Below are 25,699 nucleotides of genomic sequence, written 5' to 3'. Positions count from 1 at the left end.
AACTTCGTTAAATCGTTACTCCACAATGAAAAAAATAAACATAGAGAATCAAAAGCTGTCTTTAACAGGTTCTGTATCATTGGGCACGGGAGTAATGATAGGAGCCGGTATCTTTGTACTTATGGGACAAATTGCTGAGCTGGTCGGTGATTTGTTTCCGGTAACCTTTTTAATAGGAGCTGTGGTTGTGGGCTTCAGTTCGTATTCATACGTTAAATTCTCCAATGCCTATCCTTCCTCCGGGGGAGTGGCTAAATTTTTGACAAAAGCATATCAGCCCGGCACGGCGGCGGGCACCCTTTCGCTGCTGATGTATGTATCAATGGTTGTTGCCGAGAGTCTGGTGGCCGGCACCTTTGGCGCCTACACGCTGCGGCTGTTTCCCGAAGCATACGCCGGCTATGCTTCGGCGTTGGGTGTAGGCCTTCTGGCCCTGGCCTTTATCGTTAATGTAATGGGCAACAAAGTTATTGGTGCAACGGCAACCGTCACGGCTATTATTAAGGTTGCAGGCATCGCACTGCTTGCTATTGCGGGTTTAGCCATAGCAGGGTTTCCGGATATTACTGGTAACTTTGTTTCAAAAAATAGCCAGTCGTTGCCGGCAGGTTTAAGTTTTATTGCTGCGCTGGCCCTCTCGATTCTTGCGTATAAAGGCTTTACGACGATCACCAATCAAGGGGATGATATTCAGGATCCGCATCGAAATATGGGGCGGTCTATTATTATTTCAATCCTGCTATGCACGCTGATCTATATCGTTTTAGCACTGTCCGTATCGGCAGGATTGAGCATCCCTGAAATCATTGCTGCAAAAGATTACGCACTTGCGGAGGCTGCACGACCGATTTTTGGAGAATGGGGCACATGGCTAACCATTTTACTTGCCATAGTGGCTACCGTATCCGGTGTAATAGCCAGCGTTTTTTCAGCCTCCCGACTATTGGGAATGCTAAGCAATATGAAACAAGTGCCCAGGCTAAAGGCGGGGAGATTCCAAAATCCGGCCCTTATTTTTACGGTGGCTTTGGCCATGGGTTTGACTATTTTATTTGATTTAACCCGCATTGCTTCTATTGGGGCTATCTTTTATCTGACGATGGACATTGCTATACACTGGGGCCTGCTGCGGCACCTGAGGGAGAAAATTGATTTCCATCCCGCTGTGCCGGTTATAGCCATAATTATGGATGTTGCCGTACTTGGGGCTTTTATTTATATCAAATACCTGACGGATCCCTTTGTTCTTGGGGTAGCTTTGGCAGGGATTCTACTTATTATCCTGGCCGAGCGTCTTTTTATGATATCGCATACCGACAGTGAAGGAAAAATGGATATGGGAATGGATGAGGAAGAGATGAAAGGGAAGATATAAACCGAAATTTCGCTGGAGGAATGGCTTTTTGCCTTTACCTTTGGCATGTACTGGTCCAGCCTGTACGAACACCTCACCTGGCACAGGCTACAACCTGCCTGATGAGTCAAGCCTATTCTGTGTACTGCCAAAATAATTAGAAGAACGCCTTCCAGTTTAAGCTTTATTTCAGCAATACCCTCGTATGTTCTACAAAAGAACATGACATCCGTTAATTCAATCAATAATTATTATTATGGAAATACTAAAAAGCCTGCTTCGAAATCTTGCGGATAAACTTGGCGAGCTATTGGATAACGCTCAGCTGCAGGAAGTTCCGGTAAGAGTAGAGACCAAAAATCATCCGAATGCATATAAGATGAATAGGTACCATCATATACGCGGGTAACACTTTGAAACAGACACTTATTTTCAGGACGCTTTGAAATACTTCCTCACAAACCCCTCTTGTCCCGAATCCTCGGGATTAGGAGGGTTTGGGGAGGTCCAAACAAAGGTATTTTAAAGGCCCCTTTTTATTCAATAAATAACCACCAATCGAAAGAACACTGCCATGAAATGGTCACTTTATATCGGAAAACCTGCAGGTATCAAGGTCTTTATTCACTGGACTTTCATCCTGCTGGTTATCTGGCTCTCCTGGATGCACCTGCAACAGGGGCACGGGCTTTTTGAAATAATCATGGGACTCATTTTTCTCGCAGCCCTTTTCGGGTGCGTCACTCTCCATGAGTTCGGCCATGCCCTGGCCGCTCGTCGGTATGGGATCGGGACCCGGGATATAAACCTGCTTCCTATTGGCGGGGTGGCCCGGCTGGAACGCATGCCCGAAAATCCCAAAGAAGAGCTAGTGGTAGCGATTGCCGGACCGGCGGTCAATGTGGCCATTGCCATCGGATTATATATGATCATGCTGCTTCTGGGACAGTCTGATATGGAACTGGGTCATCATATAACCGGCAGTAATTTCCTGGCCGATTTGCTGGTGATCAATATTATTTTGGTTCTGTTTAACCTGATACCGGCCTTTCCGATGGACGGCGGGCGCGTGCTCCGGGCATTGCTGGCTTTCAAGTTAAGAAGGGATCGCGCCACCCGGATCGCTGCTTCTATCGGGCAACTGCTGGCTATCGGTTTTGTTCTCATCGGCCTCTTCTACAATCCGTTTCTGCTGTTTATCGGAATTTTCATATTCCTGGGGGCCGGTGCAGAAGCCCGTCAGGTTTCGATGGCGGAATCTGTGAAGCATCTGACGGCTAAAGATATCATTAAGGGCAACTATCCGGGCGTCACGCTCACCGCCACGGTGGCCCAGGCCGCTTCAGCGATGCTTGAAAGCCCGGCTTCAGAGGTAGTCGTTACCAATGGCGACCGGTTTGAGGGCCTGATCTCCCATGCATCGATTATCAAAGCGTTACAGGAAGGCAAATCTGATCGTCCGGTAGTCGAAATTATCCGGGAAGACGTCCAAACCATTCCACCTGACATCACTTTACTGGAGTTGCTTTCCGCCACTCAGGTCGAGGGGCAATCTATCTACCCGGTGGTTGAGGAAGGGAAGTTATTAGGCGTTATAACAGATCATAACCTGAACGATATCATGCGGGCACGACAAACGCTGTCCGCCCATATCGAAGAATAATTGCCAAAGCAGTGAGAACTACGCCAATTTAAGCTTGTTTTAAGGCACGGGCTTTATTTTACAGACAGCACCTTGCTACAGCTGACAAATAATGGCACAGCATATATTCAACAGTAACATAATACCTTAGCACCATGTTTTACGATCATCATTTTATAGGCATGCACTGGATCTGGTGGCTTATTATGATAGCCATCATCCTGCTGGTAGTCTTCGATATCATTCCCTACCGGCCCCGAACAGAACCGAAAGAGGATGCCTTGGATATTCTAAAAAAACGATTTGCCCGCGGGGAAATTGAACGCGAAGAGTTTGAAGAACGAAAACAGATTTTAAAGCAAAACAAATAACATAAAAGGAATACTATTATGGAAAAGATTAACGTAGCCGTAAACGGATATGGCGTCATCGGAAAACGGGTGGCGGAAGCAGTAACCCTGCAAGAAGATATGGAGCTGGTGGGCATCGGCGATATAGTCGCCGACTGGAGAATAAAGTCGGCTGCTGCCAAAGGATATGCCGTGTTTGCCAACACGGAGGAAGGCCGCAAGGCGATGAACAAGGAGGGTATTCCGGTAGCCGGTGATCTTGACGACCTGCTTGATCTCGCTGACCTGGTGGTGGATTGCGCTCCCAAAAAATTCGGCGCTCAAAATGCTGAGCGATATAAACTTGCCGGGGTAAAATATATCGTACAAGGAGGAGAAAAACATCAAACGACCGGCCATTCCTTTGGCGCCGAAAATAATTATGCAACCGCCCTGGGAAGGGATGCAACCCGTGTGGTATCTTGCAACACTACCTCCATCGTACGGACCCTGAGCGCATTAAAACGGGCGGGACTGCTTAACAAAGCACGTGGTACCCTGCTCCGCAGAGCTACTGATCCGTGGGAGAGCCACAAAAACGGCATCATGAATACGCTGGTTCCTGAACCGGAAATTCCCAGCCACCAAGGCCCCGATGCCCAAAGCGTGGATCCCGAGCTGGATGTTGTAACCGCAGCGGTAAAAGTACCCCAAACACTTTCTCACCTGCACTACTGGACTGTTCAATTGACCCGGGAAGCATCCAAAGAGGACGTGTTGGAAGCTTTAGGCACTTCTTCCCGAATCGCTTTTATACGCATGGATAATGAATTATCAGCAAATAATGCTGTGAAAGAATTAATGCTGGATATAGGCCGTCCTCACGGTGATATGTACGAAGTAGCCATCTGGGAGGATATGCTCAAGGTGGAAGGCGATGAGCTGTACTACGCCTACCTGGTTGATAACCAGGCCATTGTCATTCCCGAAACCATTGATGCGATCCGGGCGCTTACCGGAATTGAACCCGATCCCAACAAATCCATTGAAAAGACAAACCGGTCGCTGGGTATTACACAAAGGTTCTTTTAGACAGACCCTGTTACTTTACCAACATACATTAAAACAAAACGGAATAATAATATGGAAAGAGGAATAGAACATTCGGGGGCCTGGGTGATAGCAATTTTTGTTATCGTTATTGCTTCCTGGCTATTATACAAGTATCTGGCACCCAAATCCTGGCGGGAGTGGGTGGGAGCTGGTTTAATTCAAGGCTTTATCATTGCATTGTATGCAGAGATGTATGGCTTTCCCCTTACTATTTATTTGATGGCGCGATTCCTGGGAATTGACAGTGGGTCTGTAGATGCCAATCTCTGGTCCACATTATTAGGCATGGGGCAGACCGGCATGATGATCTCAATGATTCTGGGCTATGCCCTGCTTTTTATTGGCTTCGGAATTTTTATCCAGGGCTGGCGTCAGCTTTACCATGCCAAGCAGGAAAACAGGCTGGCAACCGACGGATTATACAGCCTGGTCAGGCATCCCCAATACACGGGGCTATTTATCGGGCTTTTTGGAGAAGGCGTCATCCACTGGCCCACCATATTCTCGGTAGGCCTGTTCCCGGTTATCGTTATTGCTTATGTCCTGCTTGCCAAAAGGGAAGAGAAGAAAGTAATCGAGGAGTTTGGCGAAGAATATCTCCAGTACAAGCGGAACGTCCCGGCCTTCCTTCCGGCAAAAGGCCAATGGAAACAGTTTATTCAACGGGCCGGTAATACGGGGCAATCAAATTTGTAGTTATTTCAATCCAATAATAGTCTAAAATATGACACCGATCACAGTCACCAAAGCATCCGGAGAAAAAGAATCATTTGATGAAAATAAACTTCGGCGTTCACTCAACAGTGCAGGTGCTGATCAACAAATTATTGATCGAATTGCAAATGCAATCAGTGAGATACTCTATGATGGCATTTCCACTCAGGAGATCTACAAAAGGGCTTTTCGACTGCTTAGACAGTATTCCGATCGTTCCGCAGGACGTTATAAGTTAAAAGAAGCATTATTGGAGCTGGGACCTACTGGTTACCCCTTTGAAAAGTTTGTTGGCGAACTACTTAAAAGGTTAGGCTACCAAACTGAAACAGGAGTTACTGTAAATGGTAATTGCGTTTCCCATGAAATTGATGTGATCGCTGAGAAGGATAACAAGCATTTCATGATAGAATGCAAATTTCACAACCGAAAAGGGCATAAATGTAATGTAAAAGTCCCCCTTTACATTCAATCGCGTTTCAAGGATGTGGAAAGAAACTGGAGTAGCCAGCCCGGTCACGAAGACAAGCAACACCAGGGATGGGTGGTAACCAATACTCGTTTTACCAAGGATGCCCTGCAATATGGCAATTGTATCGGCCTTAAACTATTAAGTTGGGACTATCCTCAAAATGTGGGGCTTAAAGATCTTATTAGCGAAGTGAATCTCCATCCTATTACTTGTCTTTCAACCCTTAGTAAGAAAGATAAACAGCAGTTGCTTCAGCAGAATATCGTTTTTTGCCAACAGTTATGTGAGAATGATAAGATCCTGACAAGCATAGGGCTGGACAGCCGAAAGAAGAATCAAGTATTGAAGGAAGCTCAGGATATCTGTAATGTCAATAAATATTAAGTACCCAAATGAATTACTCCGATGATAATCACCTCGAAAAGTATTCAACTTTAATTATTTACTGCAAGGAATGGTGTGAATACCTCCAGAAATTAGTCAATCTGCTTCGGGCCAAACAGCAAGCATTTACCTTTATCGATTTACGCTTTGATACCAAGCAAGCAAAAGCGTTGATATCTGAACTGGGAAATCCCTTGATTCTGCCAGTACTCTTCTTAAATGGGTCCTATCACGAAAAGCCCCCGATTTCGGAAGTCAAAAGTATTTTAGATCGATATCAATGGCGAAAACAGGTTGACCACAAATATTATGGTACCCTACCTGCTAAAGACCATCAGTAACCACTTTGCCTATGGCTACGATAAACGTCACAAAAGCATCCGGAGAAAAAGAACCTTATAATGAGGCTAAGCTACGCCGTATGCTGGTTGCTACCGGTGCTGATTCAAAAGTGATTGACCGGGTAATTAAGGCTATAGAAGATAAACTTTATGACGGTATTTCTACCCAAAGGATAACAGAAGAGGCATTTCGTCAGCTACCAAAAAAATCAGAAAATATTCGATTCGAAAAGATACCATCAGAACACAAACCACCTTCCGACTTTGATAGTGGAAGATTGGATAGGTTGCAACGCCACGCTTTCGATTATTTCTTGCATGAAACCAATCCGAATAACGGGCTGGTAGCAGACAATTCACAGTTGGGTTCGCCTGCCAGTATAGCTTCGGTCGGTTTTGCATTAGGAGCCTATGTGGTGGGAGTTGAACGCGACTGGATATCACGAAGCGAAGCAGTTCAACGTACCTTATCCACCCTGCGCTTCTTTTGGACCAGCGAGCAAAGTCCCGCTCCAAATGCTACCGGACACAAAGGTTTCTATTATCATTTTCTGGATATGAAGACTGGGAAACGTGCCGGTAAGTGCGAATTGTCGACGATCGATACCGGTATTCTGCTGGCTGGTATGCTTCTGGCTGCCGCCTTTTTTGACCGCGAAACCAAACAGGAACAGGAAATCCGAACCCTGGTCGATGAGATTTATCGCCGTGTCGATTGGAAATGGGCTTGCAACGGTAAAGCCACAATCACCCACGGGTGGACACCAGAGGACGGCTTTCTACCCTATCGGTGGGAAGGCTATGACGAGGCTGGGCTCTTGTACTTCCTCGCTCTTGGCTCTCCGTCCCAACCGTTGCCGAGGGAAAGCTACAAAGCCTGGACTTCTTCCTATGAATGGAAAAAGATATATGGCTATGAATTCATCTACGGCGGACCGCTGTTTATCCACCAATATTCCCACATCTGGATCGATTTTCGTGGTATCCAGGATGCTTTTATGCGGGAAAAAGGGACCAATTATTTTAAAAATAGCCGCCGGGCTACCTATGTCCAGCGTGATTACGCCATACGAAATCCATTAGACTTTAAAGGCTACGGAGAAAATTTCTGGGGAATAACAGCCAGCGACGGCCCGGGTTGGAGTACAAAAAAAGTCAACGGCATTGAACGCTCCTTCTTTGGCTATATCGCCCGTGGCGCACCCTACGGACCCGATGATGGCACGGTTGCCCCGTGGGCTGTAGTCGCTTCGCTACCCTTCGCCCCTGAAATTGTGTTGCCAACCATTCAAAACTTCCAAGACGTGTATCCCCAGATTACAGGGAAATATTGCCTGAGATGTAGTTTCAATCTTACCTATCCCAATAACCAAAAAAATCAGGATGGGTGGACGTCTTCTTATCATTATGGTATCAATCTTGGTCCGGTTGTCTTAATGATCGAAAATTATAGGTCCGAATTGATCTGGAAGCTTATGCGTGGCTCCAGGCATCTTTTAAACGGTTTAAAAAAAGCAGGATTTAGCAATGGTTGGCTATAAATCCATATTAATACCATTTTATAGTAGGTTAACTTTAACGATTAAAGAGAGTTATGATGAATAAAAAAGACGTTGGATTTTATCTGGTAACAATAGGACTCCTCGTTTTTCTATCCTCATGTCAAATGGGAGGCTCTGGCTACATGAGTGAGGAACAACGGGAGGAATTAGAAACCGCCTATGATTCTCTGCAATCTAATTACAAAAAGCTGTTGACAAACTATGAAGGCGCAATGGACACGCTGCCTTCGGACTTACAATCGCTCTACAACCAGATGCAGAAGATGCACGGCAACATGGATGTCAGCCACCGACAAATGATGACTGGCAACATGGGACGTCATATGCAGGGCGATAAGATGATGGGGCAAGGCATGGGCATGCACATGCAGGGTCATATGACCGGTGAGTGGTATGACCAGATGATGGGCATGCACGATCAGATGGCCCGAATGCACCAACGAATGGGGCAACAAAATATGGCCAGAATGAACCGCCGCCTCTCTGAAGAGTATGGAAATATGAGAAAGATGGTTCCCGGACTGGATGAGCCTAGCGAGACACCTTTCAATGAGGAAGGGGATCCGGCCTTATTAAATGGTGAAAACCTATATTCTCAAAACTGTTCCTCCTGTCATGGAGCTAATGCAGAAGGGGTATCGGGCGCTTTCCCACCACTGGTCGAATCTGAGTGGGTCACCGGCAATAAATCCGTTCCCATCCGAATTTTACTTCATGGTCTACAAGGTGAGATTGAAGTACAAGAACAACAATATCAAGGCAGCATGCCCTCATTTAAGGCACGATTAAGTGCGGCAGAAATAGCTGCCATACTAAATTATCTACGTGGCGAGAGTGAAGGCAGTCAAACTAGAATTTCGCAAGAAGATGTTATACAGGTTGCAAAAAGATACAACCAACGAACTCGTCCATGGAATACCGGAGAATTGAAGATAAATGATGGGGACAATCAATAGTATGCCCGCCGAATCTAAAAAAACGGCCCTTGTTCTTTGCGGAGGCGGGGCTCAAGGGGCGGCCGAAATCGGATTTTATCAAGCGATGGTGGAACATGGGGTAAAACCGGATTTTATTATCGGTACTTCAATTGGGGCAATTAATGGAGCTTTCATTGCATCTGGGTTGGATATAAGTCATTTAAAAAAGCTTTGGAAAGAAATTTCAGAACAAAAACTTTACCGGTTCAACCCAGAGCTTCTATGGAGATGGGGCAATGCTTCCAGTTTGTTTAAACCATCAGGTATAAAACGATTCCTAAAAAGGAATCTCCCAGTTGATACTTTTAAAGAGCTCAATATCCCGCTAACAGTGGTCGCAGCCGATCTTCAAAAAGCAGGATCGGTATATCTGGACAATGGATCGCTATTACCTGCTCTGATGGCCAGCTGCGCTATTCCGGTCTATTTTCCTCCCCAGCTAATGAACGGGAGACAATTGGTGGACGGAGGTATTACCAACAATATTCCAATTGACAAGGCATATGATCTGGGGGCAGATGCCATCTACTGCATGTTAAGCGAATGCCGGCACCAGTTCAGCAATTCTGTGGAGGGACTATTCAATATGGTCATTCGTACGGCCCAGGTCAGCCAGCACCAAAAGCTTAGAAACGATATTCAAGAAATTGCTGCCAATACGGAGCTGTATCTCTTAGACCTCTGCATTAATACCCATTTAACAAGTGTACTGGATTTCAGCAAGACCGAAATGATCATTGAAGAAGCATACCAATTTTCCAGACGAGCCCTGGAACAAGGTTATGGATGCGTACCTTTGCCGATTGAATAACTAAATAACTATACTCGATTAATGCCTGAGAAAAAAACAGCGAACTGCTCAAAACTATTCTTTATCTTGTGTTTGTATATTTTACTTCCGTCATCCGGTTTCGGACAGGATACCCAAATGCTGCTCTTTGAAATTGACGGAAACCAGTACAAAAAATGTAACTATAGCAAAGAGGGAGAGTTGGAGTCGTACCAAAAGCTGATAGTCGGTTCCATAGAACAAAAAGCCAATACCTATCGTCTTCCGGTTGAACTTTATTCATACAATGCTAAAGGGGAGCTACAAGACAGCACCAAAACCCTTTATACCTGCCAACCAGATGAACAAAAAGTTTTGCTAAATGTTTTCCCCTTTACAGATTACGGGAAAGGCAGTGAAATCAAGGTCAACCTGTTGGATACGAATGCTTTTTACCCAACGGCTCCCAAGCCCGGATGGGAGATGGAATCTATTGAATTTGCCTTGAATATTGATAAAGGGCTGGTGGGCTTTTTGGGAGGAAAGAGTAAAATTACCATCTACGACCGGCGGGTGGTTTCTAACGACACGCTGCAAACTGGACAGTATCAAATTAACTCAGATGTAGATCTTGGGGTGTATGTACTCGGCATAAAAGTAAAAGGGTTTGCTTACGGGGTGATTGAAATCGTAGATAAAGAACGGGGAATCATACGCCAAAAACTTACCAGTGATGACGGGAGTTATTTCATGATACGCTTACTATAAATCCGAATAAAAATAAATTTAATATACAGTCTCGATTCGAATGAATAATTCAAATCCTAAACAAACCCAATTTACTAAAAAGCGGTACAACGCTACATCAGTTATATATAATCTGATGGAGTGGCCGGTCGAACATCTTTGGTATAAAAAATGGCGAGAAAAACTTTGGCAACAGATCCACGGTCCAAAAGTATTGGAAATCGGCGTGGGCACTGGTAAAAACATCCCGTACTACCCTAAAGAGATTGAAATAACAGGAATAGACCTTTCTCCCGGCATGCTCAAACGGGCAAAAGGGCTGCTGAAGGATAAACAAAAAGACCATGTTATCCTTAAAGAGATGGATGCCCAGGACATGGATTTTCCAGACAATCATTTTGACGAAGTGGTTGCAACCTTTGTGCTTTGCTCGGTACCAGATCCCATTTTGGGATTAAAAGAAGCCCTGCGCGTCACCAAGCCTGGTGGTAAACTTCATCTGTTGGAACACATGCGTGCTGAAAATCCTATGCTAGGTTCGTTAATGGATAGACTTGACAGCCCAATACACTATATAAGTGGTGTTCACATTGCTCGGCAAACGGTCGAAAATGTTGAAAAGGCTGGCTGGAGTATTGAAAAGGTTCAGGATTTAACTGCGAAGGGCATTTTCAAAAAAATCGAAGCGAGCAAACCGCATTAAATTTCCTTTCCATCTGCCAGCGGCAACTCAACCACGAATGTACTTCCTTTCCCCTCTCCTTCACTATAAGCTCGAATCTTTCCACCATATAATTCGATAATGGCTTTTACGAGTGGCAGCCCTAAGCCACTTCCGGACTGCTGTTGTACTTCTGACTCATTGGCCCGGTAAAACCGTTCAAAAAGATGCTTTTTGGTCTCCTCCTCAAAACCGATGCCAGTATCATTCAGGTGGATAACTGCCTTGCCGCTGCTGCGTTGTAGTTGCAGCTTTACCTGGCCACCTTCAGGTGTGTACTTCACAGCATTTTCCATCAGATTGTTGATTACCTCTTCAATGTACGCTCCATGCGCCCGGACTTGCAGGTCAGGATCAATCTGCGTTTGAATACTGATATTCTTTGCCTGAGCACTTTCCTGGTGTTGATCGGCCACTGCTTCTGTAATGCGGCTTATACAAACCTTCTCCGGCTTCGAGCGGTGTACCGATTCTACCCGTGAAAGCTGCAGCAACAGATGCACCATTTCGCTCATCTTTTGAACCTCTTTCAGCATACGCTCTATCGTTTCCTGGTATTCCTCTTTGGAACGGGGTTTACGGAGCATAATCTCGGCATCACTGCGCATCGATGAAAGTGGGGTCATGAGTTCGTGGGCGGCGTCGGAGGTAAAGCGTTTCTCTCGTTCAAAGCCTTTTTGCAGGCGATTGAGCATCATATTAAAGGTTTCGGCCAAGTCGGTCAGCTCGTCTTTTACCTGGTAGTTTACCGGAATACGTTTGTCTAAATCGGTGGCTGTGATTGATTTGGCTGCTTCATTGATAGAGGCTACCGGCGTTAGTGCTCTTCGGGAAAGCCAGTATCCCCCGAGAATAGAAAATGCCACACTTATGGCAATTAGAACCAACAGGTACCTTCTGAACCGATTCAGTTCTTCGTGCAGCGTCCATTCAAATCCGGTCACTTCCAGCCAGCCGCAAAACGTTCCACCGGAGTCATGGATCGGGTAGAAAAGTGTTCGTGCCGGCAGGTCCTGCCATTGGCTGCTGAAGGAATACTCTTCCGTCTCATTGGGGATCTCTGTTTCCAGTGGCTGATCGACATCGATAAAGTTCGGACTCCGGTAAATGAGTTGGCCGTTCTGGTTGTATAGCCGCACGTAGGTTCCGTATTCGACGCCACTTTTAAGTGCCGCATTGCGACTATATCCCGACAAGTCAATAGCCAGCGTATCCCCGGAGGTGTTGATATGCGGGAGCAGTTGTTCGGCCTCGAACCGAAGGTGGCGATCATAGTTATGATGGATCGACTGATGGTACGACTCGTATAAAAAGTAACCGAACAGGCTGAGCATCACGAACAAACTTAGCCCATACCAAAATGCCAGTTTTTTAGAGATTGAGAGCCGATCAAAAAAGCTTGTTATGCTACTCACAATGCTACTCATTGTTGTTAATTAGGTCACTATGTAGTCGATACCCTGCACCCCGAATCGTTTCAATCACCTGAGAATGATCCTCCAAGAATATTTTCCCGCATTCATCAAACGATTCGGCCAACTTCTGGCGCAGTGTTGAAATTGTAGCTTCAATGGTGTTATCGCTCACGTGGTAGGCCGAGCCCCAGACCCGCTCGGCTAATTGCGTCTTTGAAAACACCGTTTCCGGCTCTCCAAGCAACAGTTCCAACAGAATAAATTCTTTGGGCCTGAGCGAACGCTTAATACCGCATACTTTTACCCAGTGTTTGCGCGCATCCAACTCAATGGGCCCTACCGAGACCACCTCATCGTTCTGCATCTCCGAGGACCGTCGTCCCAATGCCCGAACGCGGGCCAGCAGCTCTTCAAACGAAAACGGCTTGCCCATATAATCATCGGCGCCCGCATCAAGGCCTGACACTTTGTGATCCAAATCCCCCAGGGCCGTTAGCATGAGAACGGGGAAGGTCCGCTCTTCCGCCCGCCAATGCTCCAGAATTTGCTTGCCGTCCCGATGGGGCAACCGCCAGTCCAGGATCACCATGTCGTAATCATTGACCAGTCCCTGCAGCTCAGCCTCCTCTCCGTCGTGCATCACTTCCACTACATGCCCTTCTTCTTCCAGTCCACGCTTGAGGGAACGGGCAAGCTGTTTTTCATCTTCGACTAATAATATCCACATACTACTAACTTTCTGATTATTTAAATAACGACCTAAAGATAAAAGATGCTGACCAATAATGTTTTAAGCTTGATTTAAGGTTTACCCCTTATATTGCGGCACTATCTCAGAATCATATTGCTATAACACTGAATAAAAGAGGACATATAACCAGCTATGAGTGAAGATAATAACATGACACGCCGTCGCTTTCTACGTTATACCGCCTCAATGGCGGCATTTGCAGGAGTAAGCTCCATCTTGCCAGGTTATGCCCTTGGCGGATTTAACACCACAAACGAAAACGTACTCACTCCCCAGGGACCGGACAACGTTATTGATCTGACCATCGGCAAAATGGCACACCAGATCGATGGAAAGCGAGGAGAAGCCATCGGTATTAATGGAACGGTACCTGCCCCGCTCATTCGCCTCAAAGAAGGGCAAGACGTACTGCTTCGAGTAACCAACAAGCTGGATGATACGACTTCTATCCACTGGCACGGAATCCTGTTGCCTTTCCAGATGGATGGCGTACCTGGCGTTAGTTTTGACGGCATCGCCCCCGGTGAAACCTTTGAATATCGCTATCCAGTGCGACAGAGTGGTACCTACTGGTATCACAGCCACTCGGGCCTGCAGGAACAGCTCGGCCATTACGGTCCCATGATTATCGACCCGGCCGATGAAGATCCGGTCGAATACGACCGTGAGTACCCGATCGTACTCTCCGACTGGACCTTTGAAGATCCCCACGACGTATTGGCACACAGCGTGAAGCAGGAAGGGTACTATAATTATCAGAAGCGAGACCTCGGAGAATTTATCAATGATGTCAAAGAAGATGGGTTTGGTAATGCTGTTAAGGATTATCTCTCCTTTGGCAAGATGCGGATGAGCGCCACGGATCTGCTGGATGTAACCAGTGCGACCTATACGTATCTGATGAATGGACGTGGTCCCAATTCTAACTGGAACGCCTTGTTCAAAAAAGGTGAAAAAGTGCGCCTGCGATTTATCAATGCTTCTGCCGGGACCACGGCCTTTGATGTTCGCATTCCCGGCCTGGAGATGACGGTGGTAGCCGCCGACGGCCAAAATGTGGAGGCGGTACCCATCGAAGAATTCCGTATCGGTATTGCTGAGACTTATGACGTGATTGTCGAACCCAAAGAAGAAAAACCCTATACCATTTTTGCCGAATCCCTGGACCGTAGTGGCTACGCCCGTGGCACACTTGCGCCGCGCGAAGGGATGGAAGCGCCGGTACCTGAGCTTCGCCCCCGTCCCAAACGCAGCATGAGAGACATGGGCATGATGATGGCTATGGGCGACATGGAGGGTATGGACCATGGCGATATGAACCACGGAGATATGGATCATAGCGATATGCAAATGCCGGCCATGAAGAAGACCCCCGTAAAACACGGCCCCGACAAGCACGGGCCGGGGGCAGCGGCCGTTGCCCAAAACCAGTTTGACCGGCTCGATGAACCCGGTATTGGTCTTGGCAACGACGGACGAAAAGTACTGGTCTATAACGATCTAAAAAGCCTGCGTCCCAACAAAGACACCCGCGATGCCCAGCGTGAAGTAGAACTACACCTAACCGGCAATATGGAACGCTACATGTGGTCGTTCGACGGCGAGCAGTTTCATGAAGTGGATGGTCCCATTGAATTTACCCACAACGAGCGGCTCCGGCTCACGCTGGTCAATGACACCATGATGGAACACCCGATTCACCTACACGGCATGTGGATGGAGCTGGAAAACGGAAACGGGCAATACAATCCCCGCCAGCATACCCTGCTCGTACAACCTGCGCAGCGGATTTCGGCCCTCATTACGCCACGTGACAAAGGGCGTTGGGCCTTCCACTGCCACATCCTCTACCACATGGAACGCGGCATGTTTCGCGTGGTCCAGGTGGCCGACGAAGACGGCAGCATCTACGGACAGGACTATTCGTAAGTACATCCAACGAGCCTTAACGAACGAATTCTTTCTGACATACAAAATTGCACCATAATGACCATGATTAAACGCACCTCATCATTCATTCTCACTATTTTCGCTATCATCATAATCACCGGCAGTTCGGCCTTTGCCCAAAAAGCACCTGAGTTCAGCAACGACTTGATGATGGACGATAAAACCTACGTCTATCTGATTGCTGAAAAGTTGGAGTACCGCAGCGTTAGCGGCGTCAATCCCCTGATGTGGGAAGTGCAAGGGTATGTAGGCAAAGATCTGAACAAATTATGGTTTAAATCTCACGGCGAAGCGCTGACCACCGAGAGCGAAGCCGAAATGGAATTCCAGGGCCTCTACAGTCGGGCCATTGGTCCTTATTTTGACATTCAGGGAGGAATAAGATACGACCTGGCCTATGAAGATGGGGGCAACAAGTCCAGAGGTTTTGCGGTAATTGGCCTGCAAGGCATGGCCCCCTATTTCTTCCACGTTGATGGCGGTATGTTTGTCAGCGAGGACGGTGATATTTCGGCCTCATTGGAAGCGGAGTATGACCTACTATTTACGCAACGACTGATCGGTCAGCCGATCTTCGAAACCAGTGTGGCCCTGCAGGATGTTCCGGAATGGGGCGTCGGATCCGGATTTAACGACATCGGGCTCGGCTTCCGGCTCCGTTACGAGTTCGTCCGGGAATTTGCTCCCTATATCGGCATCAACTGGGAACGCAAGCTGGGCGAAACCGCCGATATGGCTCGCGCTGAAGGCGGACATGTGAGTAACCTGAGTTTGCTCGGCGGCGTTCGCATGTGGTTTTAACCGACTGTATGGCTAAGCCATAAAAATAACACAACAAATAGCCATAATTCTTTAACACCATATTCAGTGGAAATTTTTACCTTAATTATAAACCTTGAACCAAATCGACAATCAAAACAAACCTAACGGTGACTATTTATGCATATGTTTGACGGAATGGGCGGCGGCTGGTGGATGATGATCCTCTGGTGGGTTATTATCATTGCAGCTATTGTACTGCTGGTGCGCTATGCCACCCCAACCGGTTCGCCACCGCCACAGAAATCAGCGCTGGATATTTTAAAAGAGCGGTATGCCAAAGGAGAAATCAGCAAAGAAGAATTCAAGGAAAAGAAAAAGGATCTGCTGGAGTGAAAAAAGGTTAACTTCAAAAGTAAAATGGCATGGATCGCAAAAAATTCCTGAAATATCTTGGCCTCGGCAGCGCAGTAGCAACTCTGCCGTCGGCGCTTCTGGCGTGTAGCTCGGAAGCTAAAGAGGGCTTTGTGCTGCCTCAAAATGCGTTCACTCAGCCGCTGGTATTTCCGGAAGAGATCCGAGCCAACGACTTCGAGCTGGTGGCCGAATCCACTCAAAAAACGCTGGCCGGTGATGCGCCTTCGGATATTTATACCTTGAACGGCGCCCTGCCGAGTCCGACGATACGCATTAAGCGGGGCCAGTCGCTGAATATCAATTTTCAAAATCGTATTACCCAGGAAAGCATCCTTCACTGGCACGGGCTCATCGTGCCGCCCGCCATGGACGGGCACCCCAAAGATGCAGTCCAGCCCGGCCAAAACTATAACTACCGGTTCAACGTCGATCAGCGGGCCGGGACCTACTGGTATCACCCGCATCCTGATCAGCTGACCGGTCCGCAGGTATATCGGGGACTGGGTGGCTTTTTTATCGTGGAAGACGACGAGGAGCAGGCGTTGGGCTTGCCCTCCGGGGACCGCGAGCTGCCGCTGATCGTGCAGGATAAGCAGTTTAACAGCAGCGGGCAGTTAACCTATAATATCGGCAGGATGGATCGCATGATGGGTTTCTTTGGCAATACGCTGCTGGTGAATGGCCGCCCCGCTCCGTATCATAAGGTAAGCACAAACTGGCACCGGCTGCGGCTGCTCAACGGGTCCAACGCCCGTATTCTGGATTTCTCGTTCAGCGATGGACACGCTTTTCATGTGATTGGTGGTGACGGCGGGCTGCTGGAGCAACCGCATGAGATATCCTCTGTTATGTTAGCTCCCGGCGAACGGGCCGACCTGCTCGTCGATTTCAGTCGTTATGAGAAGGGTCAAAAAGTGCGTATGCAGGCCGAAGCGCAGAACGGGGGTGGCGGAATGATGGATATGATGGATGGAAACAGAAATGGCGGAATGATGGATATGATGGATGGAAACAGAAATGGCGGGATGATGAATGGCCGGCAAAGCCGCAGGGGCATGCAGGGAATGATGGGCGATCGGGACCGTCGAGGCAGCACATCTGGTGGAGAGGCAGATATCCTTGAGTTCAGAATCGCAAAAGAAAAGCAGGAGGAGTTTGAACTCCCCGGAAGGTTGGCAAAACGATCCTATCCTGACGCATCAGCTGCCGACCGGAGCCGGCGTATCAACCTGACGATGGAGATGATGCAGGGGCCGGCCATCAACGGAAAGTTTTTTGAGATGATGCGCGTGGACCAGAAAGTGCCCCAAGGTGCACTTGAAGTATGGGAATTCACCAATAATACGATGATGCCGATGCCGCACCCGATGCATATTCATGCTACGCAATTTAACGTGCTGGAGCGCAGCGGCGGAGAGCTATCCCCGCACGAGCGCGGCTGGAAAGATACCGTGCTGGTCGGCGCCGGCGAAACCGTGCGCGTGCTTACCAAATTTGATGCCCCCAAAGGCCTGTACGTATTTCACTGCCACAACCTGGAGCATGAAGACAACGGCATGATGGCGAATTTTGAAATTACCTAAAAATAAAGGACGCGCCTTTAGTCGCGGAGGATGTTTGAGACAGGTTGATACCAAGTTTATGGGTTGCTTTAATCAAAAATTCGGATCATAATATGTTCCATAACAATTAAAGAATGAAATAATGCAACCACTGCAGCAATACATCATCCTGTTCGGCATGCTGGTGGCCACGGCGGGGCTGGCGTGGATGATTTATCTCATCAAGCGTTCGCTGGGTGAGACGGTGGATGAGCCCGGCAAGGATATGCCGGCCCAGAGCGGCCATCCGTCGCCCGAGCCGGCCTGGAATCGCTACCACGTACACTACTACGGTTTTGCACTGCTCTTTCTGGCCTTTGATATGGAGATGGCCTATATGTATCCCTGGGCGGTAGTGTACAAGGAACTGGGACTTGTCGCCCTACTGGATATGGGTTTTTTCCTGGGCATCCTGTTTTTGGGACTCATTTACACCTGGACGCAAAGCGGACTTAAACGACAATAGTTTATGAGCAAACCGGTAATGACATACGGGGCCCGCAAGGGCAAGATGAGCGGGCTGAGGCGCTGGATGGCCAAGGCCTCAGCCAAGGATATCTGTATTTTTCCGGTGCCGGGTGCGGATATTTTAAGGATGTATCAAAATGAATTGGACTCAGACTTCATCATCGCTCCCAACCCGCGCGAAGCTAACGTGCTGCTGGTAATGGGGAACCTGCCCGACCCGCTGGCGCAAAAAGCAGCCGTGGCCTACCAGCAGATTCCGCGTCCCCGCGTACTGGTGGTGGCCGGCCCGGAGTCGCTCCCTTATCTTCCCAAGCCCGATCTTCATGTTGCATTAGCTAATAATTTCCTTGAGGATGCACTCCCCGAAATTCAGGAACTGTTTCAACATCACGCCTGGAGTGAAGACGCCGAGCCCTGGACGCCGGAGTTTCTGGTGAATATGGCTGAAGATTCGGAAAACGGCGGACATGCACATCATCACCATAATCACGGAAACGGGGATGAAGGTGAGCACGATCATAAAGAGCATGAGCATGGACACGAAGAAGATCATGGATCGCACGAATCACATGACGGACATGGCGGTCATAATAATCACGATCACGGTGATCATGAGAACGAAAAGGGTCATAATCACAATCACGGCGGACACGACCATCATCACGGCCACGGCGATCATGAAGGCCACGACCATTCCACCCATCAGCAGGGTAAAGCCGATGGAGGACACAACCATAGCCACGGAAGCCATAAAAATCACGATCATAACCATTCTGATGATACCGAAGCCGGGGACAGTAAAGACTGCCATGGAACACCGGACAAGCACAGCCACGAAAGCCATCAGCACGGTTCCCATAGTGCACATAAGGGCCATCAACATCACGATCATGGAGAACACGCACATGGGCAGGATGAGCATGAACATAACCACGCAGGCCACGGCCACGGCGGACACGACCACGGTGATATGGACTTTATGTCGATGGTGGCGATGACCAAAGACCTTCCGCGACCGAGGGACGGGCTGCCGATGAACCGTAGTGAGGTCTACTTCGGGCCCTTTCACCCCGGCCTGCCCGGCGGGTTGTCAGTATTCATGGAACTGGACGGTGATACCGTCATCGAAGCCCGGGTGGAAGATGATCTCACCGCCCGTTCTTTTGAAGAGCTCTTGCCGCTTGAGGCAACCGAACTGCCCGATCTGCTGGCGGGGCTCAACCCGTTGACGCCCCAAACGTACCGGCTGCTGGCAAAAAAAGCCCTGACAAACGCTTTTGGCAATGATGATTCGATTTTATCTAATGAACTTTGTGCTCTGGAAAACGAACGCATTGCCAGCCATCTGAACTGGCTGGCCACCTTTGCCAAAACAGTAGGCAACGAATGGATGCACCGACAGGCCGCGCGGGGGCATGTGCTTCACCGCACCAAAGATATATCATCTAAAAAACTGATCGCTTTTCTAAATCAGATCCGGTCCATGCTATATTTGCAAACGAAATTAAGCGTCGGAGGAATCATTCCCGACCCCCTGCTGCATCACCTGTCGGGACCGGTGGCCAAAGCCGCGGGAATCAAACAGGATCTGCGCTCGCAGCAAAAGCAGTACCGGGATTTGGGCTGGGAGCCGGTCATCAAAGAGGAGAACAACGGCTGGGGACGGCTGCTGGTGCGCCTGGATGAGATTGAGCAAAGCTTTGCGTTGATTAACAAGGCCGACCAACAACAAGAAAGGAATACGGTTGATTTGTCCGGCTCCGGTTCAGGCTCGGCGCAGCTTGAAAGTCCGCGGGGTACCCTGTCCCTTGCGATCTCAGTAAAAAAAGGAGTGGTAAAGCAGCTGCAATTGGAAACGCCCGCCCAAGCGCTGGCCGCCCTGGTGCCGACGCTCAGCGAAGAAGCGGAGCTGTCGGACGCGCTGGTGCAGATTGTCTCGCTGGATATTTCCCCGTGGGAAGTCGGACTCAAAAGTCCGGAGGTGAAATAGATGAGTACAGCATTAACGTGGACGGCGATTATCATTCTGTTTGCAGCAGGAGTCTATTTTGTGGCCCTGATGGAGCGCTGGTCGTTTAGCGGGCGCCTCGACTGGGCCGGGCCGCTTCATGCATTCTTGCGGGCTTTCGGACAGGAAGAAATCCGTACCCGCCGCTACGACACCGTTTTTTATGAAGCCACGCCGATTATTTTCATCGCCGTAGTGCTGCTGGCGGTCGCCATCCTGCCCTTTGCCCAAGGAACTATTTTGCTTGATCTGGGTACCGCTGCGCTCTTTATCAACGCCGCGCTGGTCTATATCATGGTTTCACTTATCATGGCGGGCTGGTCAGCCAACGGCGCCTACGGCATGATTGGCGGCTGGCGCGCCATGGCACAGCTCATCGCCTATTCCATGGCGGTAGTGATGGCCATTACCGCGGCCGTCATGCGGGCCGAGTCGATGGGGATGCTGGAAGTAGTACGCTCGCAAGCGCCGCTCTGGAACATTATCTACCAGCCGGTGGGTTTTCTGCTGTTCTACTTCGCGGTGATGGCCATGGCCTTTCTGCCGCCCTTTGATCTGCCGGTGGCCGAAGGCGAGCTGGCGGGCGGAGCCTGGGCGGAGTTCACCGGGGCGCGTAAAATTTTGTTCCGCCTGGGCCGCTTGCTGCTGGTTCTGACGCTCGCGCTGGCCGTAACCGTCTTCTTTTTGGGCGGATGGCTCGGCCCCTGGCTGCCCGATTTTGTGTGGACGTTCATTAAAACAGCGCTGGTAGCGGCCTCCTTCTTCTGGGTGGGCCGCTGGTTGCCGCGTATCCGCCACGATCACCTGCTGGAGTGGGGTTGGAAGTACGCCGTGCCGGCCGCCCTGTTTAATATTGTGCAAGTGGGAATTCAATTGCTGCTATGATGGAACTGCAAATCACATTATTAATGGTCATTGGCCTGATCGCCATCTGGTTCGGTTGGCGGGTGTTCCGCACCAACTCGATGGTGCGCTCGGCCTTTTCCCTGCTGGCCTCGATGGTGGCGATCGGCGGGATGTTTCTGGTGATGGAGGCGGAATTCCTGGGCGTGCTGCAGATTATGATGATGGGTACAGAGATGAGCATCATGGCCATATTTATGATGATGTATATGATGGATCCCGGCGGGCTGGGCCAGATGGACATGACCCACCAGGAAAAACCGTCCATCGTGGCAGCGGTCGTGACGGGCGGACTGGCGCTGGGGGTGATTCTGCTCACAAATTGGGGCGATATCGTTCCGGCGGCACCCGCTCCGGCGCAGCAAAACCACGATTTGGGCATGGAAGTGATGCAACGCTCGATGATGATCTTTGAATCGGCCGGCACGTCAATCCTGACCGCCATGGTCGCCGCCCTGGCCACGGCGTTGATTATTCACAACAACAATCAAAAGGAGCACTGATATGGTTTTAACGGTCGCCCTTATTATCGGAACCATCCTCTTCGGCATTGGCCTGTACGGGGCGCTGAGCCAGACCAACCTGGTGATGATCATGATGGGCGTAGAGCTGATGCTGGGCGCCGTCATGGTGAACTTGGTCGCTTTCTGGCGCTACTTGCACCCGGAGTCCTATTCCATCCAGATGTTTGTGCTGGTGGTAATGACGGTGATGGCCCTGGAGGCGGCTGTCGGCTTTGCTATCGGCACGCAGCGCTTTCGGACCAAAGGCTCCATCGAATCCGAAGAATCGGCTGATATGAAAGGATGAAAAATATCGAATGTCCAACAAGGAATAACGAATGAAGAAAGAGACTTCAAAATTGGACATTCCTTGTTCATTATTCGGCGGTTTAAGACTTTGACATAAGCTTATTGTAAAAACATGATTTATTTATTACTCATATTCCTCGCCCCCGCCGCAGCAAGTCTGTGGACGCTGTTTGGTGGCAAAAAAGAGGGCTACGTATCACTGGCCGGGGCAGCGATTTCCACGGGTGCATCTGCCGCCCTCTTTTGGAGCGTCGCCGGCGGCTTTGCCGCTTCCTGGAGCTTTGCCGGATTCCCCGGGCTGCCCTTCCGGCTGGAAGTAAGCTACCTGAACGGGCTCCTCTCGCTGGTGGTGGGGCTCGTAGCGACGCTCATTTTTCTTTACGCCATCGGTTATATGGGGGAGCAGAAAGGGAAATGGCGCTTCTGGAGTAGCATCTCGCTCTTTTTAGGGGCTATGCAACTGCTGCTGTTTGCAGGCGACTGGATTCTTTTTGTCATTGCCTGGGAGGTGCTGGGTTTTTGTTCGTACCTGCTTATCAGCACCAAGCACTGGAATGCCGAAACTGGCCGGGCCGCCAACAAGGTTTTTTTGATCAACCGTTTTGCGGATTTAGGATTATATATCGGGGTCTTTGTGATTATCCTCGGCAGCGGCTCCAGCAAAATTGCCGAAGTCCCGCAGGCAAGCCTCTCGCAAGTGGGCGCGCTCGCGCTGCTGTTGGCCGCGGCGGGCAAGTCGGCCCAGGTGCCCTTCCAAAGCTGGCTGGCGGCCGCGATGAAAGGCCCTACGCCCGTCTCGGCGCTGCTGCACTCCGCTACCATGGTGGCGGCCGGGATCGTGCTGCTGATCAAGGCTTTTCCCCTGTTTTCGCCCGGGATGCTGGTCTGGATCGGTGCGGTGGGCGGGATCACAATATTAATGACCGGATTGACCGCTATTTTTTCCGATGATATCAAAGAAATGCTCGCCGCCTCCTCCTCCAGTCAGCTGGGCTTTATGGTGCTGGCTATCGGGGCCGGGTCGCCGGGCGCAGCGCTGGCCCACCTGGTGGCGCACGCGTTCATGAAAAGCAGTCTCTTTTTGGGAGCGGGCATCTGGCAGCACGGGGCGGGCTCCACCCAGTTTGAACAATTAACTGGCGCGGGCAAAAAGTTAAAAGTCACCTTTACCGGCTTCGGGGTGGCTGCCGTGGCGCTGGCCGGTATTCCCCCCTTTGTCGGCTATTTTTCCAAAGACGGCGTGCTTGCGGCGGGGCTGCAATCATCGCTGCCGGAGTGGTATTTCCTCGCGGCCTTGGGAGGCGCGCTGTTGACGGCCATGTATATGAGCCGCGCGCTGGGCATTTTATGGAAGGGCGAAGCCGGAGAAATTCAAAATTCCCGGGGCCTTCGATGGATGCAAGGCGGCTTACTTGCCATGCTGGTTTTTGTCATAGGCGGCGGCTTTTTGCTGCACAATATGATGGAGATGGCAGGTTTTACCCTTCCCAAAGCCCAAGCAGCCCAAATCGGCGGATTGCTGGCGGCGCTGGCCGGCCTTGTCGCCGGCTGGCTGATGGCGGGAAAAACGTACCACCACTCCGCTGTGAAGTTTATCCGAAACAACTATCCGTTGGCCGGAGGATACCACGTCTTGGTGAACCGTCCCGTGATGCAACTGGCCCGGCGTTGCAGGCGGATTGATGAGAGCATTCACCGGGTTGTTTTGCAGGCCGGACGCTCGGCCCTGAAGCTGTCAGAAGCGGCGGGAGTCTCCGATGGGCTGCTTCACCGGGGCGTGTTTGGATTCGGAAAGTTTGGGCTACGGCTGGGCAACTGGTCCCGGCGCTCCGACGAGCGCGGTATTGACAGACTGATTGCCTTTTTGGTCGCAAAGGTGCAGGCGCTGGGCCGCTACGGGCGTCGGATCCAATCAGGACTGGTGCACCGCGAGCTGCTGTGGTCGGTCTGGGGACTGGTGGTCTTTGTCGCGTTGATGTTTTTAATCCTAATGTAAATCTGTTACAACTATTAAAGAAAGAATTATTTAACAATGCCACTATTATCAATTACGACATTTTTACCGCTGTTGGGAGCACTGGTGATACTGGTGCTGAAGCCGAAAAACCTGAAAACTACCTACGGCATCGGTATTGGCACCTCAGCACTCGCCTTTATTAGCTCTGTTTTAATTTGGCTGCGCGGTATCGATGCGGGGTTCAGCCAGGTAGAGCAGCTGAGCTGGATTCCATCGCTCGGCATTGCCTACCGGCTGGGGGTGGACGGAATCAGCTTTCCGATTGTGATACTTACCACCTTCCTGTTTTTGACGGCGCTCATCTATTCGGCCAAAATCGAAAAACGAGCCAATACCTACGTGATGTTATTCCTGATGCTGGAGATGGCTTGCCTGGGCGTGTTTATGTCGCTCGATCTGTTCCTGTTCTACGTCTTTTTCGAAATCACGCTGGTGGGCATGTACTTTATTATTGCCGAATGGGGGCATGAAAACAGCAAGCAGGCCGCACTGACGTTCTTTTTGTATACGCTGCTCGGCAGCCTGTTTCTGCTGCTGGCCTTTTTGTCGCTCTATATCTTTTCCGGCACCTTCGATATGCGCGCGCTCATCGCCAACCCGCCGCTGACCGGACTGGCGGCCGCGCTCACGTTCTGGGGACTGTTTATCGCCTTTGCCATCAAGACACCGTTGGTGCCGGTGCATACCTGGCTTCCGGCCGCCCATACCGAAGCACCGGCCGCCGGCAGCGCTATCCTGGCCGGCATATTGCTGAAGCTGGGCGCCTACGGCTTTATCCGTTTTTCGCTTCAGATGACACCCGGGGCCTTCCAGCAGTTTGCGCCCTATGTGATCGTCATTGCGGTAGTTACGGCCCTGTACGGTGCACTGGTGGCGCTGGCGCAAACCGACATCAAACGCCTGGTGGCTTACACCAGCGTGAATCATATGGGCTACATGATGTTTGGCGTGGCGGCCGCGGCGGCCCTGGGGGCGGGCACCGAAACCCCGGCGCTGGACGGCGCCACGCTGCAGATCATCAGTCACGGCGTGGTAACCGGACTGCTCTTTTTGCTGGTGGGCGCCCTGCAGGATCGCACTGGCACCCGCGATATGGACCAGATGAGCGGGCTGCTGAAAACGCACCCGGTATTGAGCGGACTGTTTATCGTGGCCGCTTTTGCTTCGCTGGGCCTGCCGGGACTGGCCCACTTTCCCGCCGAGTTTCAGATCTTTCTGGGCGGCTTCGAGGTATCTCCCGTCGCTACCGGCTTCATCATCCTGGGATTATTGATTACCACCGCTTTTTACTTACGGGCCATCCAGCGCGTGTTTATGGGCGAAGCCTCGGGTGGACTGGAGAAGGTAGCCGATTTGGGCCCGCGTGAGCTATGGGCGTTCATCCCGCTGCTTGCGGCTATCGTTTTGATCGGGGTATATCCGGATTCGCTGTTATCTATGATTAACGCAACGACTGACCTTTTAGGGTTTTAG

At 50.0% G+C, this 25,699-nt stretch carries 26 protein-coding genes; 24 read left to right on the top strand and 2 right to left on the bottom strand.

Annotated elements, in window-relative coordinates; all coding sequences use genetic code 11:
* The first annotated feature begins 25 nt into the window (after positions 1-25).
* The 13 genes from FN808_RS15680 (at position 26) to FN808_RS15625 (ending at position 11,107) form a co-directional block, all read left to right on the top strand.
* Positions 26-1,375, top strand: a complete 1,350-nt coding sequence (locus FN808_RS15680; RefSeq protein WP_142715557.1) for an APC family permease — start codon at positions 26-28, stop codon at positions 1,373-1,375.
* A 235-nt stretch (positions 1,376-1,610) separates the two neighbouring features.
* The gene (locus FN808_RS18970; protein WP_185958444.1) at positions 1,611-1,763 is read left to right on the top strand and encodes a hypothetical protein; all 153 of its coding nucleotides are present in this window, start codon (positions 1,611-1,613) and stop codon (positions 1,761-1,763) included.
* A gap of 165 nt (positions 1,764-1,928) precedes the next feature.
* Positions 1,929-3,017, top strand: a complete 1,089-nt coding sequence (locus FN808_RS15675; RefSeq protein ID WP_142715556.1) for a site-2 protease family protein — start codon at positions 1,929-1,931, stop codon at positions 3,015-3,017.
* 134 nt (positions 3,018-3,151) lie between these two features.
* Positions 3,152-3,367 carry an SHOCT domain-containing protein gene (locus FN808_RS15670; RefSeq protein ID WP_142715555.1) on the top strand — a complete coding sequence of 72 codons (216 nt, stop codon included), beginning with the start codon at positions 3,152-3,154 and terminating at the stop codon, positions 3,365-3,367.
* A gap of 18 nt (positions 3,368-3,385) precedes the next feature.
* A complete protein-coding gene (locus tag FN808_RS15665) occupies positions 3,386-4,417 on the top strand; it encodes a type II glyceraldehyde-3-phosphate dehydrogenase (protein ID WP_142715554.1) in 1,032 nt (343 codons plus the stop codon).
* Between the two features lie 51 nt (positions 4,418-4,468).
* Positions 4,469-5,134, top strand: a complete 666-nt coding sequence (locus tag FN808_RS15660; protein ID WP_142715553.1) for a methyltransferase family protein — start codon at positions 4,469-4,471, stop codon at positions 5,132-5,134.
* Positions 5,135-5,162: 28 nt separating this feature from the next.
* Entirely contained in the window at positions 5,163-6,008 is an 846-nt protein-coding gene (locus tag FN808_RS15655; protein ID WP_142715552.1) for a restriction endonuclease, read from the top strand.
* Between the two features lie 8 nt (positions 6,009-6,016).
* Positions 6,017-6,349, top strand: a complete 333-nt coding sequence (locus tag FN808_RS15650; protein WP_142715551.1) for a glutaredoxin family protein — start codon at positions 6,017-6,019, stop codon at positions 6,347-6,349.
* 11 nt (positions 6,350-6,360) lie between these two features.
* The gene (locus FN808_RS15645) at positions 6,361-7,890 is read left to right on the top strand and encodes a glucoamylase family protein (RefSeq protein ID WP_221930078.1); all 1,530 of its coding nucleotides are present in this window, start codon (positions 6,361-6,363) and stop codon (positions 7,888-7,890) included.
* Between the two features lie 53 nt (positions 7,891-7,943).
* Complete coding sequence (locus FN808_RS15640) at positions 7,944-8,867, top strand: c-type cytochrome (protein WP_142715550.1); 924 nt, start codon at positions 7,944-7,946, stop codon at positions 8,865-8,867.
* 1 nt (position 8,868) lies between these two features.
* The gene (locus FN808_RS15635) at positions 8,869-9,699 is read left to right on the top strand and encodes a patatin-like phospholipase family protein (RefSeq protein WP_185958443.1); all 831 of its coding nucleotides are present in this window, start codon (positions 8,869-8,871) and stop codon (positions 9,697-9,699) included.
* Positions 9,700-9,771: 72 nt separating this feature from the next.
* Positions 9,772-10,425, top strand: a complete 654-nt coding sequence (locus FN808_RS15630; protein ID WP_185958442.1) for a hypothetical protein — start codon at positions 9,772-9,774, stop codon at positions 10,423-10,425.
* A 40-nt stretch (positions 10,426-10,465) separates the two neighbouring features.
* On the top strand, positions 10,466-11,107 hold the full coding sequence (locus tag FN808_RS15625; RefSeq protein WP_142715547.1) for a class I SAM-dependent methyltransferase: 642 nt from the start codon (positions 10,466-10,468) through the stop codon (positions 11,105-11,107).
* On the opposite strand, the gene FN808_RS15620 is transcribed toward FN808_RS15625, so the two are convergent.
* The gene (locus FN808_RS15620; RefSeq protein ID WP_185958441.1) at positions 11,104-12,540 is read right to left on the bottom strand and encodes a sensor histidine kinase; all 1,437 of its coding nucleotides are present in this window, start codon (positions 12,538-12,540) and stop codon (positions 11,104-11,106) included. The two genes, FN808_RS15625 and FN808_RS15620, sit on opposite strands and share 4 nt — an antisense overlap.
* Before the next feature lie 4 nt (positions 12,541-12,544).
* A complete protein-coding gene (locus tag FN808_RS15615; RefSeq protein WP_142715545.1) occupies positions 12,545-13,267 on the bottom strand; it encodes a response regulator transcription factor in 723 nt (240 codons plus the stop codon).
* Positions 13,268-13,423: 156 nt separating this feature from the next.
* Between FN808_RS15615 and FN808_RS15610 the strand changes: the two genes are divergently transcribed.
* The 11 genes from FN808_RS15610 to FN808_RS15560 all read left to right on the top strand — a co-directional run bounded on the left by FN808_RS15610 (position 13,424) and on the right by FN808_RS15560 (position 25,699).
* On the top strand, positions 13,424-15,220 hold the full coding sequence (locus FN808_RS15610; RefSeq protein WP_142715544.1) for a copper resistance system multicopper oxidase: 1,797 nt from the start codon (positions 13,424-13,426) through the stop codon (positions 15,218-15,220).
* A gap of 63 nt (positions 15,221-15,283) precedes the next feature.
* Positions 15,284-16,042, top strand: coding sequence for a copper resistance protein B (locus tag FN808_RS15605; RefSeq protein WP_246068375.1), 759 nt, complete (start codon positions 15,284-15,286; stop codon positions 16,040-16,042).
* Between the two features lie 138 nt (positions 16,043-16,180).
* Positions 16,181-16,396, top strand: a complete 216-nt coding sequence (locus FN808_RS15600; RefSeq protein ID WP_221930077.1) for an SHOCT domain-containing protein — start codon at positions 16,181-16,183, stop codon at positions 16,394-16,396.
* Positions 16,397-16,425: 29 nt separating this feature from the next.
* The gene (locus FN808_RS15595) at positions 16,426-18,000 is read left to right on the top strand and encodes a multicopper oxidase family protein (RefSeq protein WP_142715542.1); all 1,575 of its coding nucleotides are present in this window, start codon (positions 16,426-16,428) and stop codon (positions 17,998-18,000) included.
* 121 nt (positions 18,001-18,121) lie between these two features.
* The gene (locus FN808_RS15590; RefSeq protein WP_142715541.1) at positions 18,122-18,484 is read left to right on the top strand and encodes an NADH-quinone oxidoreductase subunit A; all 363 of its coding nucleotides are present in this window, start codon (positions 18,122-18,124) and stop codon (positions 18,482-18,484) included.
* A 3-nt stretch (positions 18,485-18,487) separates the two neighbouring features.
* Positions 18,488-20,476, top strand: coding sequence for an NADH-quinone oxidoreductase subunit D-related protein (locus FN808_RS15585; protein ID WP_142715540.1), 1,989 nt, complete (start codon positions 18,488-18,490; stop codon positions 20,474-20,476).
* The gene (locus FN808_RS15580; protein ID WP_142715539.1) at positions 20,477-21,379 is read left to right on the top strand and encodes a complex I subunit 1 family protein; all 903 of its coding nucleotides are present in this window, start codon (positions 20,477-20,479) and stop codon (positions 21,377-21,379) included.
* On the top strand, positions 21,376-21,900 hold the full coding sequence (locus FN808_RS15575; RefSeq protein ID WP_142715538.1) for an NADH-quinone oxidoreductase subunit J family protein: 525 nt from the start codon (positions 21,376-21,378) through the stop codon (positions 21,898-21,900). The genes FN808_RS15580 and FN808_RS15575 overlap by 4 nt, the downstream gene beginning before the upstream one ends.
* 1 nt (position 21,901) lies before the next feature.
* Positions 21,902-22,207: an NADH-quinone oxidoreductase subunit NuoK gene (gene nuoK, locus FN808_RS15570; RefSeq protein ID WP_142715537.1), complete on the top strand. Its 306-nt coding sequence runs from the start codon at positions 21,902-21,904 to the stop codon at positions 22,205-22,207.
* Positions 22,208-22,321: 114 nt separating this feature from the next.
* A complete protein-coding gene (locus FN808_RS15565; RefSeq protein WP_142715536.1) occupies positions 22,322-24,205 on the top strand; it encodes an NADH-quinone oxidoreductase subunit 5 family protein in 1,884 nt (627 codons plus the stop codon).
* A 36-nt stretch (positions 24,206-24,241) separates the two neighbouring features.
* Entirely contained in the window at positions 24,242-25,699 is a 1,458-nt protein-coding gene (locus FN808_RS15560) for a complex I subunit 4 family protein (protein ID WP_142715535.1), read from the top strand.

Source organism: Fodinibius sediminis (assembly GCF_900182555.1).
Lineage (GTDB): Bacteria > Bacteroidota > Rhodothermia > Balneolales > Balneolaceae > Fodinibius > Fodinibius sediminis.
Note: the sequence above shows the minus strand (reverse complement) of the source record. Positions and strands in the feature narration are given on the sequence as shown.